This window comes from Sphingomonas sp. IC-56 (assembly GCF_021043375.1).
GTDB lineage: Bacteria > Pseudomonadota > Alphaproteobacteria > Sphingomonadales > Sphingomonadaceae > Sphingomonas.
Genome location: NZ_JAJNDV010000002.1, coordinates 21,301 through 38,362 on the forward strand (window position 1 = coordinate 21,301; position 17,062 = coordinate 38,362).

At 64.8% G+C, this 17,062-nt stretch carries 18 protein-coding genes; 7 read left to right on the top strand and 11 right to left on the bottom strand.

Going from position 1 to position 17,062, the window contains the following annotated elements; genetic code table 11:
- Positions 1–125: 125 nt before the first annotated feature.
- The 8 genes from LQ953_RS16395 to LQ953_RS03390 all read right to left on the bottom strand — a co-directional run bounded on the left by LQ953_RS16395 (position 126) and on the right by LQ953_RS03390 (position 5,862).
- The gene (locus LQ953_RS16395) at positions 126–275 is read right to left on the bottom strand and encodes a cyclophilin-like fold protein (protein ID WP_443026542.1); all 150 of its coding nucleotides are present in this window, start codon (positions 273–275) and stop codon (positions 126–128) included.
- Positions 206–613, bottom strand: coding sequence for a cyclophilin-like fold protein (locus LQ953_RS03360; RefSeq protein ID WP_231029262.1), 408 nt, complete (start codon positions 611–613; stop codon positions 206–208). The genes LQ953_RS16395 and LQ953_RS03360 overlap by 70 nt, the downstream gene beginning before the upstream one ends.
- A gap of 6 nt (positions 614–619) precedes the next feature.
- The gene (locus tag LQ953_RS03365; RefSeq protein WP_231029263.1) at positions 620–1,501 is read right to left on the bottom strand and encodes an aldo/keto reductase; all 882 of its coding nucleotides are present in this window, start codon (positions 1,499–1,501) and stop codon (positions 620–622) included.
- Positions 1,498–2,016 (bottom strand): (R)-mandelonitrile lyase, encoded by a 519-nt coding sequence (locus LQ953_RS03370; RefSeq protein ID WP_231029264.1) that lies wholly within the window; start codon positions 2,014–2,016, stop codon positions 1,498–1,500. Before LQ953_RS03370 ends, LQ953_RS03365 begins: the two co-directional genes overlap by 4 nt.
- Positions 2,017–2,029: 13 nt before the next feature.
- On the bottom strand, positions 2,030–3,166 hold the full coding sequence (locus LQ953_RS03375) for an alpha/beta hydrolase (protein WP_231029265.1): 1,137 nt from the start codon (positions 3,164–3,166) through the stop codon (positions 2,030–2,032).
- A 23-nt stretch (positions 3,167–3,189) separates the two neighbouring features.
- Positions 3,190–4,395, bottom strand: a complete 1,206-nt coding sequence (locus LQ953_RS03380; protein ID WP_231029266.1) for an MFS transporter — start codon at positions 4,393–4,395, stop codon at positions 3,190–3,192.
- Positions 4,396–4,511: 116 nt separating this feature from the next.
- Positions 4,512–5,417, bottom strand: coding sequence for a LysR family transcriptional regulator (locus LQ953_RS03385; RefSeq protein WP_231029267.1), 906 nt, complete (start codon positions 5,415–5,417; stop codon positions 4,512–4,514).
- Positions 5,418–5,532: 115 nt separating this feature from the next.
- The gene (locus LQ953_RS03390; protein ID WP_231029268.1) at positions 5,533–5,862 is read right to left on the bottom strand and encodes an ArsR/SmtB family transcription factor; all 330 of its coding nucleotides are present in this window, start codon (positions 5,860–5,862) and stop codon (positions 5,533–5,535) included.
- 196 nt (positions 5,863–6,058) lie between these two features.
- On the opposite strand from LQ953_RS03390, the gene LQ953_RS03395 reads away from it, so the two are divergent.
- From LQ953_RS03395 to LQ953_RS03420, 6 genes are read left to right on the top strand one after another with little or no spacing between them, the layout of a single operon-like run.
- Positions 6,059–6,790 carry a hypothetical protein gene (locus tag LQ953_RS03395; RefSeq protein ID WP_231029269.1) on the top strand — a complete coding sequence of 244 codons (732 nt, stop codon included), beginning with the start codon at positions 6,059–6,061 and terminating at the stop codon, positions 6,788–6,790.
- 60 nt (positions 6,791–6,850) lie between these two features.
- Complete coding sequence (locus LQ953_RS03400) at positions 6,851–7,732, top strand: 3'-5' exonuclease (RefSeq protein ID WP_231029270.1); 882 nt, start codon at positions 6,851–6,853, stop codon at positions 7,730–7,732.
- Positions 7,729–8,418 (top strand): hypothetical protein, encoded by a 690-nt coding sequence (locus LQ953_RS03405; protein WP_231029271.1) that lies wholly within the window; start codon positions 7,729–7,731, stop codon positions 8,416–8,418. Before LQ953_RS03400 ends, LQ953_RS03405 begins: the two co-directional genes overlap by 4 nt.
- On the top strand, positions 8,415–9,287 hold the full coding sequence (locus tag LQ953_RS03410; RefSeq protein WP_231029272.1) for a hypothetical protein: 873 nt from the start codon (positions 8,415–8,417) through the stop codon (positions 9,285–9,287). The genes LQ953_RS03405 and LQ953_RS03410 overlap by 4 nt, the downstream gene beginning before the upstream one ends.
- A gap of 32 nt (positions 9,288–9,319) precedes the next feature.
- Positions 9,320–9,979 carry a multiubiquitin domain-containing protein gene (locus LQ953_RS03415; RefSeq protein ID WP_231029273.1) on the top strand — a complete coding sequence of 220 codons (660 nt, stop codon included), beginning with the start codon at positions 9,320–9,322 and terminating at the stop codon, positions 9,977–9,979.
- A complete protein-coding gene (locus LQ953_RS03420; protein ID WP_330999373.1) occupies positions 9,954–11,195 on the top strand; it encodes a ThiF family adenylyltransferase in 1,242 nt (413 codons plus the stop codon). Before LQ953_RS03415 ends, LQ953_RS03420 begins: the two co-directional genes overlap by 26 nt.
- Here LQ953_RS03420 and LQ953_RS03425 read toward each other — a convergent pair whose 3' ends face one another.
- Complete coding sequence (locus LQ953_RS03425; RefSeq protein WP_231029275.1) at positions 11,196–11,486, bottom strand: CHC2 zinc finger domain-containing protein; 291 nt, start codon at positions 11,484–11,486, stop codon at positions 11,196–11,198.
- 443 nt (positions 11,487–11,929) lie between these two features.
- Here LQ953_RS03425 and LQ953_RS03430 point away from each other — a divergent pair, with 443 nt between their 5' ends.
- Positions 11,930–13,294, top strand: coding sequence for a cation:proton antiporter (locus tag LQ953_RS03430; RefSeq protein WP_231029276.1), 1,365 nt, complete (start codon positions 11,930–11,932; stop codon positions 13,292–13,294).
- A 19-nt stretch (positions 13,295–13,313) separates the two neighbouring features.
- Here the strand turns inward: LQ953_RS03430 and LQ953_RS03435 are convergent, their stop codons facing one another.
- Together LQ953_RS03435 and LQ953_RS03440 are read right to left on the bottom strand one after the other, a co-directional pair.
- Positions 13,314–13,715, bottom strand: coding sequence for a hypothetical protein (locus tag LQ953_RS03435; protein WP_231029277.1), 402 nt, complete (start codon positions 13,713–13,715; stop codon positions 13,314–13,316).
- A 386-nt stretch (positions 13,716–14,101) separates the two neighbouring features.
- A complete protein-coding gene (locus LQ953_RS03440; protein WP_231029278.1) occupies positions 14,102–16,957 on the bottom strand; it encodes a TonB-dependent receptor in 2,856 nt (951 codons plus the stop codon).
- Between the last annotated feature and the right edge of the window lie 105 nt (positions 16,958–17,062).

Consider the following 17,062-nt stretch of genomic DNA (forward strand, 5'->3'; position numbering starts at 1 on the left):
TGGCCGCTGACGTGAACATGCGGGGTGGTCAGATCGTCCTGTCGCAGCCGGAGGGTACGGCTCAGAAGCTAGGGATCGCCATAGAGCAGGATGCCGCCAGGCGGGGCACTCGCGGAAGACCGCTGCTATAGGCGCAGGATGTTCACCGAAAGCTGTGCTCCCCCGGCGAGTCCCGCCAGGCCGTCCTCGAGCCGGCCAAGGCGGATCAGCCCTGGCGAGTGATGCCCATCGCCATAGAAGATCGCGAGATTTCCCCATGGTGCGTAGAATGCCAGGTCGCCTGCTCGGGGTGTGTTATGGCACCCGGAGCTCCCTTCCGCGTCAAAGGGCGGGGCAGATCCGCGATCTTCTCGTTGCCTCCATAGTCCTCCAGCGTCAGTTCCAGCGGAAGCTGGGCGAGAAAGTCGCGCGCTGCAGGACCATCATCGATCCGCGCGATCCATCTTCGGGAGCCGGAAACAATCTGAACGGCTGTCATGGTTGGGGCCTTCTCCGCCGGACTGATCACGATCGAATTCTCGTTTCGCTTCGTGTCGCCCGGTTCGGCATTGCTGCATCCAGCCGCGCTCAGCAGCGCGATGGCCAATACATTCGAGGCGAGACGCGCGGCCATTGTCAGCTATCCGCCCCGCACGGGCTGCCGCTTCTTGCCGAATACTGGAAACGCGCTCGCCTCACCGTAATCGGTGCGATCACCCGCCTTCCGCAGCGCTGCCATGTCTTCGTCGGAAATGACGAAGTCGATCGCCGCATTGTCGCGAATATGTCCGGCAGTCGATGATTTCGGCAGCGGCAGCAAGTCTAGCTGCAGGCAGTAGCGGATGCAGAGCTGCGCAACCCCGACGCCATATTTGGCGGCCAGCGCAACCAGCTTCTCATCCTTGAGCGCCGCACCATGCGCGACCGGCGAGTAGGCTTCGACCAGCAGGCCCTTGCTGCGACTGTAGTCGATGAGATCGAACGGCGTGTTGCCGACGTGGGCGAGGATCTGGTTGACCATCGGTGCAGTGCTCCCGTGGTCGATCAGATTGTCCAGGTCAGCGGCCTCGAAGTTGGAGACCCCGATCGCGCGGAGCTTGCCGGCTCGATACGCTTCTTCGAGTGCCCGCCAGGCCTCACGATTGCCCTCGAAAAAATGCTCGCCGTCGCGAAACTCCGCCCAGGGCTGTGGGCTGTGGATCAGCATGAGGTCGATGTGATCGACGCCGAGCGACCGCAGTGAGCCGTCGATCCGCTCGCGGGCCTCCGCGAAGTTCTTGCACTCGGCGGCGAGCTTGGTGGTCACGAACAACTCGTCGCGCGCGACGCCGCTCGCGCGCATGCCCTCGCCGACGCCCCGTTCATTGCCATAGGCCTGAGCGGTGTCGATGTGGCGATAGCCGGTGCCGATGGCGTCCCGCACCACCTGGCCGACCGCGTCATCGCCGATCCGCCAGGTGCCGAGGCCGAGCTTCGGAATGGTGACGCCGTTGGCAAGCGTGAATGCCTCGTCCAGTATCACGATACTACCTCCGTGGCCTCGCCAAGCGGCGCGAGATATTGTTCTTCGGTTACCTGCTCCATCCAGGTCACCGGCGTGCCGTTCATCGACTCCTGAATGGCAATGTGCGTCATTCCCTCGTGCGGCGTCGCGCCATGCCAGTGCTTGTGTTCGGCCGGGCACCACAGGATGTCGCCGGCATGGAACTCGAGCTTCGGCCCACCCTCGACCTGCGTCCAGCCCACGCCCTCGGTGACGATCAGGGTCTGGCCGGCGGGATGCGTGTGCCAGGCAGTGCGCGCGCCCGGCTCGAAGTGGACGATGGCGCCGCTGACACGCGACGGGCCTGGCCGCTGGAACTGCCCGGCAATGGTAACCTCGCCGGTGAAATAGTCGGCTGGGCCATCAACGGTTTTCATCTCTTCCTTGCGGGTGATTTCCATGTCTTCAACTCCAGCTTCTGCGCCGATCCGTGGCGTATCGGTGATTGTGAATTGAACCAGCGCCGCGGTAACGATACCGATAAGTGGCTGCATAAGGCTGCATCCTTCAGCGCAGCACGAGATGCTGGTTGAAAAAGGATTGCAGCTTGTCGAACGGGATCTTGTCCATGCGATCATAGAGATCGACATGGTCGGCCCCGGTAACGATCATCAGCTCCTTGGGGCCCGACGCAACCGCGATCACGTCTTCCGAATAGTAGCGCGAATGGGCGTTCTCACCCGCGATGAGCAGGATCGGGCGGGGCGAGATCATCCCGATGTTCGCGTGCATGGGAAAGCTGAAGAACGACATCGGCGTTGTCGCCGTCCACGCGGTGGTGGAATTGATCGCTCGCGCGTGGAAGCCGCGTGGCGTGCGGTAGTAGTCGAAGAACGCCGCGAGCACGGGGTCGGGGTTCGCGGGCAGGCTTTCGGGGAGGACGCGGGTTCCCTTGACGATGTTGCCGGCTTTATCGAACGGCACCTCGTGAAGCCCTAATGCGGGCCTGCCTGCCTCGGCGTCGGCCCAGCGCTGCTGACTGAGATAGTCGACGACCTTGCGACGCTGCTCAGGCGTATAGCTGTCGTGGTAGCTCCGGCTGATGCTGCGGGACATGTCATACATCGAGGCGGTGGCGACCGCCTTGATCCGGGAGTCGCTTGTCGCGGCGGTCAGCGCCATGCCGCTTAAGCCGCAGATGCCGATGACGCCGATGCGCTCACGATCGACGAAGGGCTGAAGGCCGAGGTAATCTACAGCGGCACTGAAATCCTCGGTGTTGATGTCGGGCGAGGCGACGTTGCGCGGCTGGCCTCCGCTCTCGCCGGTGTAGGACGGGTCGAACGCGATCACCGCGAAGCCGCGCTCCGCCATCGTCTGGGCATACAGCCCCGACGACTGCTCCTTCACCGCGCCGAACGGGCCGCTGACAGCCAAGGCTGGCAGCCGGCCGGCGCCTCGAGCCTTCGGCAGATAGAGGTCGCCGGAAAGCGTGATGCCGTAACGGTTCTTGAAGTTCACCTTGCGATGATCGACGCGGCTGCTTTTCGGAAACACCTTGTCCCAGCCCGCCGCGTGATCGGCGGCAGCGGCCGTAGATGGGAGGGTCATCAGGCTTGTCGCAGCCGCGGCCGCCCCGCTGATCTGGAGGATGCCGCGGCGGCTTAGCTGCCCACCGATGGTGCTTTTCGGGTCGATGTTCATCTGAATTCTCCGGTTTCGGTCGTTCATGGAAGTGCAGGCTTGCGGCTGCCGAGGACCCCCAGCATGGCCGAGCCGCAGAGCAGGACCGCGCTGGCCACGAAGGTTGCGCGATGTCCTGCCGCGTCGAACATCAGCCCGCCGCCCGCTGCACCCAGCGTGATTGCCAGCTGGATCACGGCGACCATCAATCCGCCGCCCGCTTCGGCATCATCCGGAAGGGTGCGGCTAAGCCACGTCCACCAGGCGACCGGAAGCGCAGTGCCAACCAGTCCCCAGCCGGCCAGGAGCGCGGCGGTGGGCAGGGGCATCGTGCCGAGCGCGATCAGACCGAGGGCGATCATCGCCATCGCGAGCGGCGCGATGATCAGCGTGGCGGACAGGCTCCAGGTTACTGCGCGCCCGATAAGCCAGGTGCCGATAAGGCCCGCACCGCCCATGCCCAGCAGGACGAGCGAGAGCAGCGAGACGCTGAGGTGCGTCACGCCCTCGAGGAAGGGGCGCAGGTAGGTGAAGAGCGCGAACTGGCCCATGAAAAGAAGGGCGACCGCAGCCATGCCGATGCGCGCCTTGGGGCGCCGCAGCACCGCGAGCGCGTTGGCGGCACGCGCGCTTCGTGGCGAAGGCATCTGCGGCAGCGTGCGCCACAGCCACATGGATGTGACCGCAGCTAGCGGGACGACGACGAAGAACGCGCCGCGCCAGCCGATATACTGGCCGAGGAAGCTGCCGAGCGGGGCTGCGATCGTGGTCGCCAGCGCATTGCCGCCATTCAGCATCGCGAGACCCCGGGGCACCTGGTCCGCAGGCAGCAGACGCATGACGGTCGCGGCCGACATCGACCAGAAGCCGCCGATGACGATGCCGAGCAGTGCGCGGCCCGCCATCAGCACCGCGAAGGTGGGCGCGAATGCAACCGTCGCGCCCGACGCGAGCATCAGAACCGTCAATCCAAGGAGAAGCGTCCGGCGATCAAGACCGCGCGTCACCGACGTGATCGTCAGGCTGGTCAGGACCGCGAAGAGGCCGGACACGGAAATCGCCTGGCCTGCCGCGCCCTCGGTGAGGTGCAGGTCGGACGCAATCGGGCTCAGGATGCTGACCGGCATGAACTCCGACGCGATAAGCGTCGCAACGCAGAGCGTCAGCGCGACAACCGCACCCCACCCGTCGCTCACGGCGTGCGCCGAAGTTTGCTTTTCTGCGAGTCCCGGCTGCGCGCTGCTCGCCATTGCATCCCACCTCGATCAATCGTCCCGAACCGCCGGGACAAGACCATTATGGGGGGCGCGATCGCTACCGATTAGCCGTCGTCGTGTTGATGGACCGATGAGCGACGCTCAACGATCTATGCGCGCCAGTCGCTTGCGCGGATGTGATCGATCAGCAGGCGGATCGCGGTCGGAAGCTGCCGACGGCCTGGGTAATAGATGTGAAAGCCCGGACCATATGATGCCCAGTCTTCAAGAACGATCCGAAGCTCGCCCCGCTCGACATAAGGTGAGACCAGAGGTTCAGGCACATAGGCGATGGCCGCCCCGCGGCGCGCCAGGTCCAGGGCGAGTGCGCTGTTGTCGATCGTGATCGCGCCGGGCACGTCCACTGCTACATCCTCGTCCTCACGCTCGAACTCCCAAGCGTAGCGGCTGTCATCGCCCAAACGGAAGCGAAGGCAGTTGTGCGACTTCAGGTCGTCCGGATGAAGCGGTGCCCCAAATCGTTCGAAATAGGACGGCGCACTCGTACCGACCCAGCGCATGTCAGGGGACAGCCGCTGCGCTACCATGTCCTCGGGCACGGTCCCGCCGTAGCGGATGCCCGCATCGGCGCCTGCTTCCACCACGTCGACCATGTCGTTGCTGACGACCACGTCGATCTCGATGTGCGGATAGCGGGAGATGAAGCTCGGTAACGCCGGTGCGAGCAACATCGTCGCGGCATGTTCCAGTACGTTGAGACGGATGCGTCCTGCCGGGTCGTCGCGGTAGCGGTTGAGCACATCGACTGCTGAACCGATCGCCTCGAAATGCGACGCGATCGCTGCGCGGAGTTCCTCGCCCGCTGCAGTGAGTGTGACGCTGCGGCTGGTGCGATTGAGCAGGCGTACGCCGAGCCGAGCTTCGAGTCCTTTGAGCGAATGGCTCAGGGCTGAGGCACTTACCCCGACGTCCAGCCCCGCGCGCCGGAAGCTGCGATGTTGCGCAATCGCAAGGAAATAGCTGAAGTCAGCGAGATCGGTCCGGTTTAGCTGCACAGCAGCACTGTGCCGGACTGCAGCTAGTGCAGCAACAGTGCTGAACTACTCTCATCGTTGGCAGCTTCCACCGCTGCTATCGGACGGGCGTGGAAGCGTTCGGCGCTTTCCCGGGTCACTGGCCGCAGGCGCTGTCCAGTTCGCGCACCAGATTCTTGCTGACGTGCTCGCAGCCGCCGCAGCATTCACCGACCAGGAACAGCGCGAGGTCGCGGATCGCTTCGGGAGCGGCGGTGTAGGTGACCACGCGCCCGTTGCGGGTGGCGATCACGGCCCCTGCCCTCGCCAGGATGGCGAGGTGGGTGGACATTGAATTGGCTGGCGTATCGACGAGCCTGGCCAGCTCGCCGACCGGAAGGCCGCCGGGACGGTGCTTCGCGAGAATGGCGAAGACCTCCATCCGGGTTGGCTGAGCGAGCGCGCTCATGAGCTGGATGGCCGACATCTTTTCCACTCCTCTAGATTAATGGATATTTACTCGCGTGCAAGTGCCAGGATCCGAAAGGTTTTCGGCCGTTCACGAGTGGTCAGGCATCAATATATATCGACATATCCAGAGTCATTGACATATCTGGGTGACGCACCATCTGTGATGGCGTTCCAGCCGGTCCCGTCGCCAGCCGCTGGAAGAACCCGGCGACATGGAGAAGGCCGTGCAAGCCACCGTTCTTTCGAGTCTGCCCCTGACCCAGACTCCGCCCATGACGTTCACCTACGACGATCCGCTCGATCCCGACCTTCCGCAAGACGCGACGGTCGTTACCACTCGCCGCGCGCTCTGCCGCGTCGCGACCGTCGCTGCCGAGGCGGGTGCGCGTTTTCAGCGGGAAGCCAGTGGTGTGGATCCGATGGGCTGGATGCTTTCGCCGCGGCGCATGTTCGATGGCTCGCCGGCTATCGAGGCGTGTCTCGATCGGGAGCATTTCGTGCGAGCCATCATCCTGCATGGGCTCTCGCTCGGCTTGGATGCCGAGCCGGATGTCTTCGGCCAGCTTCAGGGTGCTGACGGTGAGGATGAGAGGGCGCCGCTTTCCCGGCCGAACCGGGGGCGCAGCCGCAGGTGCAGGTCGGCTCCCAGGCAGACCCTCTACTGCGCGACCATCTCCTATGAAGGAGAGGGCGTGCTGCTCCAGGCGTTCCATGCCTCGGTTGCCCGACACCCCAGCGAGGTCGTCCAGCGTCTGCGCAGTCGCTTCGGTGAAGACGTGGTGGATCTCGTCGAGATCCGGGCCGGGTTCCATCCGGCGGCGCCGCTCGCGATCGCCCTCGTCCCGAACGGTATCGCGAACATGCTGCGCCGCATCGAGAAGGATGCCGACTCCTCCGACTATTCGACCTTCGCGGTCGACATCGAGCAGCGCCTAGAAGCCTAGCCTCGGCGCTTCCACCGCGGGGACGCACGCAGCCGCGACGAGAACTTTCGGAGAATGAAAATGGCAAAGCTGGCAGCCGCCGGCCGCATCGACGCGGCCGGCGGGGAGAACACGCGCGTCCTGCATCGCCTGGACGTGAGGGAAGGGCCGACGGGGGTCGGCAACGACGCTACCTCCCGCGTCGGCATCGTGGTGGACGTTGAAACGACCAGCACGATCGTCGACCTCGGTGCCATGATCGAGCTGGCGGTGCGCCCGTTTCGCTTCGATCGGGACGGAGTCATCACGCATATCGGCCGCGTTCATCAATGGCTTGAGGATCCCGGGACGCCGCTTTCGCCGGAAACCACCGCGATCACCGGGCTCGTCGACGCCGACGTTGCGGGCAGGTGCATCGACGATGAAGAGGCGGTTCGCCTGCTGCGATCGGCGTCGATCGTCGTCGCACATCACGCCGCCTTCGATCGCCCGTGGGTCGAGCGGCGGCTCGAAGGCGCCCGGGGCCTCGACTGGGCGTGCTCCTTCCGTCAGGTGGACTGGCGCGCGAACGGCTTCGATGGAAGGGCGCTCGGCTATCTTCTTCAGCAGACCGGCTGGTTTCACGAAGGCCATCGGGCTGGCTCCGATGTCGACGCCCTCCTTCAGCTTCTTCGTCACAATTTTCCCCACGATCGGACCGTGCTGTCGGTGCTGCTCGAGAATGCGGCCATGCCCAGCTGGATCATCCGGGCGGAAGGTGCCGGCTTTGCGGCGAAGGATCTGCTGAAGGCACGAGGCTATCGGTGGGATCCTGGCCGCAAGGTCTGGTGGACCGAGGTTTCCGACGACGACCGGATCGCCGAGGAGTTCTGGCTCGCGGGCAACGTCTATACCGCCGGCGCCGGTGCGAGGGTGCTTGGCCCAAGCTACGAGCAGGTGACTGCCGCAGGGAGGTTCCTGTGAGCACCGGTGCGCACCGCGATCTGGTCGGGCCCGTCAAGATCGAGCGGCCGCTGGTCCTCGGAGGCAGGCAGCACCCATTCTTTCCTGCGCTGGATCACGGGGCGGGCAGCGTCACGCTGCGAACCGCGGGCCTTGATGCACAGCCCGACGAGATGATCCTGTGGCAGCATGACGGCAGCCCCGAGGAGAACCGCCTGATCTACCAATGGATGTGCGAGCGGCCGGCAAGCTGGAGGCTATGGGCGAGGGTCGCGCACCTGTTCGATGGCCAGGTTCTGCATGTGCTGATCGTGGTGAGTGTCCGTGCGGAGGCGCAGGTCCGGGCGGACGCCGAGGAGCAGGCCAGGGCGGCGGCGGAGGAGCGTCGCATCCTGCACGATGAGATCGAACTCTTCACGCTCGATCGCAAAGGCAGGAAGCCTGGGCTCTCCCTGGAGAGCGGAGACGAAAGCGAACCCTTCTTCGTGATGCGCTTCACCGAACGGTGGGAGCGGGACCGCGTGATGGACTGGCTCAAGTGGCAGGAGGACCGCTTCCACGGGTTTCGCGATCTGGTCGAGCGCGAGGAAGCGCTGGCGCTGGAGCGGCTGATCCTCGCCGGCATGCGCGAGACCGAGCACGACATCAAGGCACGCGGCCTGTCTGGCGGCGGGCGGCGCCCGCTTCGGTTCTGGAGGGGCGAATGAACACGACTGTTATTGCATCGAGCTTGACCGTGCCGAGGTGGGAAGGTGGCGAGGGCGAGAAGGTAGCAACGGCCATCGTCGGCCGGAGCTACACGTCCCGGCCCATGTCGCTCGGCCTGGAAGCTCCTCTGCCCGTGCTCGGTGGCAGCAGGGCGGCGATCGACGGGCTGCGATTGGCCGATTTCAGCTGGCAGCCCGATGTCCCTTCGCTGCTCGAGTCGGCGATCCGCTCGGCCGAGACTGGCAGGATGAACTTCGGCGCCGTCCTCCTTGAAGGGGAGGCAGGCGCAGGCCGGACGCATCTGGCGCGCCGGCTCTCTCATCTCGCTGGGCTGCCGCACGTGTTGTTGGACCTGGGCGCGCCGGACGGCATGCAGCAGCTGTGGCAGAGCCGACGGGGGCCGGACCTTGTGCTTCCCTCAGCGCCGGTTCTCGCCATGGCTGCGGCCAGGTGCGCCAATCCGGTCATCTCGGTGACCGGTATCGAGCAGTTGGGAGCTGACGCTCAAGGTCACCTCGCACGCATGATCGATCCGCATGAAGCGGTCGCTTGGCGAGATCATGCGGCCGGCGGCACGGTGGATCTGTCCCAGGTGAGCTGGATGATCCAGTCGCACGTCCCGGGACTGCTCTCGCCCAGGCTCGCGGCTCTCCTGCGCCCGGTTCGACTTCGATGGCCCAGTGACGACGACCTTCCGCTTCATGCCGTCGAGGTCGCCGCCGAGGCTGCGATCGATGAAAATGCATCGACTCTGTCCGGGCACCTCGTCGAGCGCATTATCGGCGAGACCAGGTGTCGCAACCGGGAACGCTCCACTGCCGCGCTCTACCAGCGCACGAGCGCGATGATCCGCGAGGCGCTTCGCTGAGCCTGCCCCCACCTATAAGAAGGAGAATTTGAATGAACCATCAGGATAACACCATCATCGTCGATGGACTGCCGGTGCAGATCGAGAGCCGCTCCATCGACACGGTCGACGTGCTTGCCGCCGCCGGCCTCCCGTCTGGAACTGTGATTCGGATCGATGGTGGGCATGCGGCGCACTTTGCGCCGATCGGAAAGGTGACGCTGGAGGAGACGCCGACCTTCCGCACGTTCCGCGGAACCAAGTTGTACCATCTTCGGGTCAATGGCGTGTCCTGGGACTGGGGTGGACCCGCCATCATCGAGGAGGAGATCCGGTCCATTCTCGGTGTCGGTGAGGACCATGAGGTCCGCTCGCAGCCAGGTCAGGCGCCGATGCGTCCTGGATCGGTGCTGGACCTCACCGGGCCGTGGCCGCCGCAGGTCGAGGTGGAGCGGGCAGCGCCGGTGACGCACATGGTGCCAATCAACATCAACGGCAGACCCGTGGTCCTCGATCGCCCGGAAGTCACCTTCGAGGATCTGGTAGGGAAGGCTTTCCCGGGCACCAGCCTTGAGAGCGCCGGAAGCCGGTCGCTCACGGTCACCTATCGTCGCGGTCCGCCGGAGCGGCCCGAAGGTTCGCTGATCGCTCGGGAAGCAATCCGACTTACCGGAGGAGAGGTGTTCAGTGTCACGGCAACTGATAAGTCGTAGCGCTGATCTGACGCGGCTCGTGGACGACGGCTACGATTTGTCCGTCGTCCACGGCTATCTTGTCGTCGACCACGTTCCTTACGTCGACGACCAGCGTCGTGTGCGAATGGGTCGGCTGGTCTCACGCCTCGATCTGGCGGGCGACTGCACGGTAGCACCTCGTGACCACCAGTCGTGGTTCGCGGGTGCCGTTCCCTGCGACAGCCAAGGACGACGGCTTACCGAGATGGTCCACCTGAATTTCGGCGGGAACCTGGCCCAGGGCCTCAAGGTCGATCATCTGCTTTGTAGTCGCCCGCTCGGCCGCGAGTTTGTCGACTATCACGAGAAGGTCAGCACGTTCGTTCGCCAGATCTCCTGTCACGCCGCCGCGCTCGATCCGACCGCAACGGCTCGCACCGGCAGCGTGGTGGCGGACGATGAAGGCCGATCGCCGTTTCACTATGTCGACACGGCCACATCCCGATCGGGCACGGGCGCACTGGCAGCGCGACTCGCCGGACAGAGCGTGGGCATCATCGGATTGGGCGGGACCGGCAGCTATGTGCTGGACTTCGTCAGCAAGACGCCGGTTCACGCGATCCACCTGTTCGACGACGACGTGTTTCTTCAGCACAACGCGTTCCGAGCTCCCGGCTCGGCATCCGTTGACGATCTGACGCGACGGTTGTCGAAGGTCGAATATCTCGACCGCATCTACTCCCGCCTTCACCGTGGTATCGTTCCGCACAGGACCAAGATCGGGCCGAGCACCTACGCCATGCTCGACGGCCTCGACTTCGTGTTCGTGTGCACCGATGGCGCCTCCCACAAGCGCGACCTCGTCCTCCAGCTTGAGCAGCGCGGACTCGCCTTCATCGACGTCGGGATGGGGCTTAACGTCACGGAAGCCGGGCTTGGTGGATCCGTCCGCCTCACCACGAGCACTCCGGCCTCGCGCGACCACGTTTGGAAGCGCGCCCGCATTCCGATGGACTCGAGTGGCGCCGAGGACATTTACTCGACCGGCGTGCAGGTCGCCGACCTGAACGCTCTCGCGGCCAGCTTAGCCGTCATCAGGTGGAAAAGGCTGCTCGGCTTCTATCGCGATGAAGAAGGCGAGCACTTCAGCGTCCACGCCGTCGAGGCGAACCACCTGCTGAACGAAGATTGTAGCCGCGTTGGACCTGACGATGAGATGTTGGGCGGGCCGTGTGATTTTGTTGAGCCGCCTTAATCAGCTGATCGTAGGAGGAGCGCGGCTGATTAGCCGGGCAAGCGCTTCTTCTTCGGATACATGTTCGAGTTGCATGATCCATTGCACCACGTCGCCTCCGGCGCCGCAGGAGAAACAGTGAAAGTGGTCGCGGTCCGCGCTGACATACAGCCCGCGATATCGGTCGGGGTGTAGCGGGCACGCTCCTCGCAGCGCAGATCGCTCGTGCTCGAGGTTCACCGTCTCGGCAATCAGGGCGGCGATGGGGGTGCGTGCACGGACCTGTTCCCGTCGATCGTCGGCGTTTGGCATTGGCCGATTCTCTGCGCCCCGACCACAGCCGTCAATAAGCCGAATTCAAGGAGGCGTCTGCGCGCTCAGCGACTCCCACAAGGGCGGAGGCTACGGCGAGGTTACCCATCCTCCACTCTAAGCGGGACCTCCGCCCCTTCCAGATCACCCCGATATCACCATAGAGTGGCCTAATCCCACAATCAGGTTGTGCCAGTGTTAGTATCGGCGCGGGTGACGGTGACCCTGTGCTCGCGCCCTGTCCCGATCGTCGACCTTCTCGCGCTGGTGTCACTAAGAGCGCCGGCCTATGACAAAGTAAGAGCGCCACAGTGCGAGGCGCGCTCCCCCGCCCGCTCAGCGCCCCCTCACCGGCACAATTTCAATTGCACCCCGCGCCGATCGCGGCTTAACTGCACGCGGGCGCAGGCACGAAAGCTGCCGCGAGGTTTGGGGGAAGTTGCGTGACGGATTTGCTGCACGAGGCGTGGGCCGCACTGGGCGATGTGCTCAATCCACACGGCCCCGCGGTGAACGCCGCCAAAAGCTATTCGCCCGCGGACTATAGCATCCATTTCTTCCTGCAGCTCGCGATCATCATCCTGGTGTGCCGCGTCGTCGGCTGGTTGGGGCAAAAGCTGCTCCACCAGCCCCAGGTCGTCGGTGAGATGATCGCCGGCGTGGTGCTCGGCCCCTCGCTGTTCGGGTTGTTCTTCCCCGATCTCCAGCTCGCGATCTTCCCCAAGGAAACGCGCAACGTCCTCTATGTCGGCGCACAGCTGGGCGTCGGGCTCTACATGTTCATGGTCGGGCTGACGCTGCGGCTGGATCACTTCCAGAGCAAGGCCAAGAGCGCCGCCGCGGTCTCCGCCGCCGGCATCGCCGCGCCGTTCCTGCTCGCGGCGCTCATCACGCCCTTCCTGCTCACCGTGCCGGGCCTGTTCACCGCCGGCATCACGCAAGCCAACGCCACGCTGTTCATGGGCGCCTGCATCGCGCTCACTGCCTTTCCGATGCTGGCCCGCATCATCAACGAACGCGGCCTTGCCAACTCCTCGCTAGGCACGCTGACACTGACCGCCGGGGCATTCGACGATGCCGCATCCTGGTGCGTTCTCGCAGTGGTGCTCGCCACCTTTGGTGCAGGCGCTGGCGTGGCGGTTATCGCGATTGTAGGCGCCGTGCTCTACACCGCCTTCATGATCCTGTGGGGCCGCCGCCTGCTGGCCCCGCTCGGCCGCGCTGTGGAAGCGCGCGGCGAAATGAGCACCCAGGTGCTGGCCATCACCCTGCTGCTGTTTTGCCTGTCTGCCTTCCTGATGGACGCGATCGGCATTCACGCCATTTTCGGCGGCTTCCTGATCGGCGTCTGCATGCCGCGCGGGCTGTTCGTCGAGGAACTGAAGCGCAAGGTCGAGCCGCTCGCCGTCGTCCTGCTCTTGCCGATGTTCTTCACCTATTCGGGCCTCAACACCCGCATGGACATGGTCAATTCGGTGTCGCTGCTGCTGATCGCGCTCGGCATTCTGGTCGTGTCGGTCATCGCCAAGTTCGGCGCCTGCTACGCCGCCGCCCGCCTCTCGGGCGAGGATAACCGCACCGCACTTGGCATCGGCGCCCTGATGAACTCGCGCGGCCTGATGGAGCTGATCATCATCAACATCGGCCTGCAAAAGGGCATCATCGGCCCGACGCTCTTCTCGATGCTGGTGCTGATGGCGATCGTCACCACCGTGATGGCAACCCCGCTGTTCGAAGCGGTCTATGGCAAGAAGGCGCGCGAAAGCGGCGAGCTGGACCAGATTGACCGCCGCATGGCTACCGCCTGAGCGGTTCGCGGGAAGCGCTTCAGCGCGCCGCCTCGGGCTTGGTGTAGGGCACGAACTTGCCCAGGAAGACGGGGCTGCGCGGGAAACCGCCCAGCCTGTCGACCATTTGCACCACGTCCGTACTACACAGCTGCGATCCAAAGGTTCGCGTGACCAGGATATCGTCGCCGCGCAGCGCCCGGGGATCGGATTCCGGCTCGTTCACGTACAGCGTACGGCCGGAGCGATATACGATCGCCTTGCCGTCGACGATCGTGCTCGAAATGCCGGGGCCCTGGGCGATGCAGTTCACCGGCGCACCCGCCACGCGGCCCTCCAGCATCTTCTGCAGCCGCATCTCGGGCGTTTCACGGGGCGCGGCCAGGGCAGGCGTCGCCAGCACGGCGGCACCCAGGAGCAGGGAAGTGAGAAGCTTGGGCATGCAAGTCGCCTAGCACCCACCGCCTGAATACAGGCTGACTTAGCGGATTAGAGGAGCGCCTCAGCTGAGCCCCCTCCCCCCGTCATCCCGGCCTTGAGCCGGGATCCCGCTTCTTCTTCTGCCGGTGCAAGGCCGAGGTCACGAGGGGAGAGCCTGCGGCCAAGCCGCCGCCAGTTCCCCGGCAAAGGCCGGGGCCCAGCCGCCACGCCGCCGCGACGGCACTCCCCGCCCCCGGCTTCACCGAATCTGGGCCCCGGCCCGCCCGAGAACCGAGTTGAGGAACCCGAGGACCAACTCCGCGAACCAGCACAAAAAATGGCGCGCCTCCCGCAGGAGACGCCCCACCAAACCTCACCCGTCGCCCAACACCCGGGCGCCGGAGGCCCTTACATCGAGAAGCGCAGGCCCAGCGCGAAGGTGCGATCGAGCAGCAGCGTGCTCGAATTGAACTGCTCCGGTCCACCGACATTGTCGAACTGATAGTAGTTCTGCTGCTTCGTCTTGGTCAGGTTGACCGCGTCGAAGGTGACCGCAACGCCGTCCTTGACGTTCCAGGTCAGCTGGAGGTCCAGGCTGCTCTCAGGCTGGCGCCACATGCCGATCGGGTTCGCGAAGGAACGGCCCTCGTTGTTGTTGAGGAAGCCCTTGCGCCAGATATACGACAGGCGGGCACCGATCGGGCCGTTATCGTACGCCAGCGTGGCGTTGTACGAGAACTTCGACACCGCGAAGAACGACGAGGTCGTCTCGCCGGTGATGGCGCCGTTCGCGTCGGTGATCGGGATCGTCTGTTCGGAATCCAGGATCGTCGCGCTGCCCGTGAAGCCAAGGCCGTCCAGCGGCCCGGGCAGGTAGTTCGGGAAGTAGGTCACGCCAACTTCGACACCCTTCAGCACACCGCTCGATGCGTTGATCGGGCGGGTGATGTTGAAGATCTCGGTATAGTTGTTGGTCAGATAGTTGTTCGGCAGCGTCTCACGCACGGTGAGCGGCACGACCAGCCCGTCGATCTCGCGGCGGAAGCCTGTCACATAGATCGCGCTGTTGCGCTCGAAATACCACTCCAGCGCCAGATCCATGTTCTTCGAATGGGTGGGCGTCAGCGTGGCGGTGCCGGCGGTGCCGGTGCCGAAGCCCACGTTCGAAAGATCGCCGGTCAGCGTGTAGTTCGGGTTCAAGTCGCCAAACGCCGGACGGCGCAGCGTCTCGCCATAGTTGAAGCGCAGCCGCAGATTGTGCGCCAGCTCATAGCGCGCGGTGAGGCTCGGCAGGAACTTCTCCGACCCCGTCGACACCCGCGTCGCCGCGCCGGTGGTGCGGTCGAAATAGGTGTAGTCGGTGTCGATCATGACGAAGCGCACACCGGCCTGAAGCTGGAGCGGACGGCCGAACACCGAAATCTCGCCATCGGCCAGCGCATAGGCCGCGGTGTTGATCTCGTTGATGTCGAACACGCGCGTGAAGGACAGCTGGTCCGACAGCAACAGGTTCGGGCTCACTGCGCGGTAGCGGGTGCGCAGCGCATCGGCATCGCCATAAAGCGCCCGCGCATCCGGCAGCGTCCAGCTCGTCGGGATATCAGCCCGGCCGTCGAAGAAGCCCGAATTGGTGAAGATCCCGTCCTCGCCAAGCGACGCCAGCGACGCGCCCAGCGGCGCTCCGCCCTGATCGCGCACAAAGGTCGACGCATCGCGGTTGTCGTAGCGGAAGCCCAGCTTGATGCGGCGCAGGAAGCCCTCGTCCCACTTCTGCTCCCCGTCCAGCATCATGGTGATGGCGCTGCCGGTGCTACGCGTGCCGCTGTCGTACAGCTCGCCCAGCGTCCACGCGTTCGGATCGGTCAGGACGCCTGCATTGCCGAAGCTATACGCCGGAATGCCGCCGCCAGCGTTGAAGTCGACGTCCAGGTCGAGCGGACCGCGGTTGGTGCGGATCGCGAAGAACGCGGTTTCGTTGGTGCTGTCCTGATAGGTGACGTCCGCGGTGATCTTGCCGCCGGTGCCCACGTCCCAGGCGCCGTTGAGCGCATAGACATAGCTGTCGGTGCGGTTGGTCGAATAATCGGCGCTGTTGAAGCCCGCGACTGCGCCGGCGCGGCGCGACTTGATGATGTTGGTGCCGTCATACAGCTCGAAGGTCGAACCCGGGTTCGGACCCAGATTGCCCCACCAGTCGGCGAAGCTGAACAGCAGGTTGTTGGACGTGTTGCCACGGAAGCCGCTGTAGAAGAACTCGGCAGTATAGACCGAGCTGCTGTTGGGCGCCCATTGCAGCGCTGCGTTGACCGACGGGCGCTCGCGCTTGCCGTACAGGTCAGAGCTGATGACCGCGTCGCGCGACAGATAATAAGGCGTGGCGACGCCGTTGATGTTGAGCGTCGATCCCGGCGCGGTGGGCAGGCCATAGTCGAGGCCCGGCGTCCAGTTGACGTTGTTCGGCCCCGGGAAGATCCGCTCGAGCGGGCCAAGGCCGCTGCCGGCAGTCGGGTTCTCGGTCGCGAACGGGACCAGCGCGCCCGCCTGGACGTTCTGGTTGCGATATTCGTAGCGCGAGTAGCTGCCGTTCACGAGCAGGCCGATATCGCCGATGCCCGTTTCCCAGCGGTCGCTGACCAGCAGCGCGACGTTGGGGTTAATCTTGTCGGCCTGCTCGCTGTAGATGCCGCGTGCCAGGCCAGAGATGGTGAACCCGTCAAAGTCGAGCGGACGGCGCGTCTTTATGTCGATCTGGCCGGCAAGGCCGGTCTCGATCTGGTCGGCGGCGCGCGTCTTGTACACGTCGATCTGCTTGACCAGATTCGCTGATACGTCCTGCAGCGCGAACGACGTGCCCGCGGCAGTGAAGATGTTGCGGCCGTTGAGCGTGGTCAGCGGGTCGGACAGGCCACGGATGGTCACTGCCGCCGCTTCGCCGCCGGCACGATCGGTGACCTGGATGCCGGTGACGCGCTGGAGCGCTTCTACCACGTTATTGTCAGGCAATTTCCCGACGTCCTCGGCCACCACCGAATCGACGATCTGCACGGAGTCGCGGCGCACGTTGAGCGCGCCGACAATGGAGCCGCGCACGCCGGTGACGACGATCTCTTCTTCAGCGCCCGCGTCCTGGGCGGGAGAAGCATCTGCGGCAGCGTCGGCTACTGGGGTTCCGGCCTGATCCGCGGTCTGCGCCGTGGCCGGCGCGGCGGCCAGGATCAGCGAAAAAAGCGACGCGGTGCACAGAAAAGCGGGCTTCAAAGCCATAGTTCCTCTCTTTGGGCGGCGACCCGCCGCTCTTTTAGTCTGACTAAATTTTTTAGGACGCCGGATCGGGGGAGCGCAAGCCTTATCTCGCGCAGGTGCAACGAT

Excerpts from the sequence above, each read along its gene's own strand:
- LQ953_RS03360 (WP_231029262.1), bottom strand. The coding sequence starts at position 613 with ATGGCCGCGCGTCTCGCCTCGAATGTATTGGCCATCGCGCTGCTGAGC.
- LQ953_RS03370 (WP_231029264.1), bottom strand. The coding sequence starts at position 2,016 with ATGCAGCCACTTATCGGTATCGTTACCGCGGCGCTGGTTCAATTCACA.
- LQ953_RS03375 (WP_231029265.1), bottom strand. The coding sequence starts at position 3,166 with ATGAACATCGACCCGAAAAGCACCATCGGTGGGCAGCTAAGCCGCCGC.
- LQ953_RS03380 (WP_231029266.1), bottom strand. The coding sequence starts at position 4,395 with ATGGCGAGCAGCGCGCAGCCGGGACTCGCAGAAAAGCAAACTTCGGCG.
- LQ953_RS03390 (WP_231029268.1), bottom strand. The coding sequence starts at position 5,862 with ATGTCGGCCATCCAGCTCATGAGCGCGCTCGCTCAGCCAACCCGGATG.
- LQ953_RS03395 (WP_231029269.1), top strand. The coding sequence starts at position 6,059 with ATGGAGAAGGCCGTGCAAGCCACCGTTCTTTCGAGTCTGCCCCTGACC.
- LQ953_RS03400 (WP_231029270.1), top strand. The coding sequence starts at position 6,851 with ATGGCAAAGCTGGCAGCCGCCGGCCGCATCGACGCGGCCGGCGGGGAG.
- LQ953_RS03410 (WP_231029272.1), top strand. The coding sequence starts at position 8,415 with ATGAACACGACTGTTATTGCATCGAGCTTGACCGTGCCGAGGTGGGAA.
- LQ953_RS03415 (WP_231029273.1), top strand. The coding sequence starts at position 9,320 with ATGAACCATCAGGATAACACCATCATCGTCGATGGACTGCCGGTGCAG.
- LQ953_RS03425 (WP_231029275.1), bottom strand. The coding sequence starts at position 11,486 with ATGCCAAACGCCGACGATCGACGGGAACAGGTCCGTGCACGCACCCCC.
- LQ953_RS03435 (WP_231029277.1), bottom strand. The coding sequence starts at position 13,715 with ATGCCCAAGCTTCTCACTTCCCTGCTCCTGGGTGCCGCCGTGCTGGCG.
- LQ953_RS03440 (WP_231029278.1), bottom strand. The coding sequence starts at position 16,957 with ATGGCTTTGAAGCCCGCTTTTCTGTGCACCGCGTCGCTTTTTTCGCTG.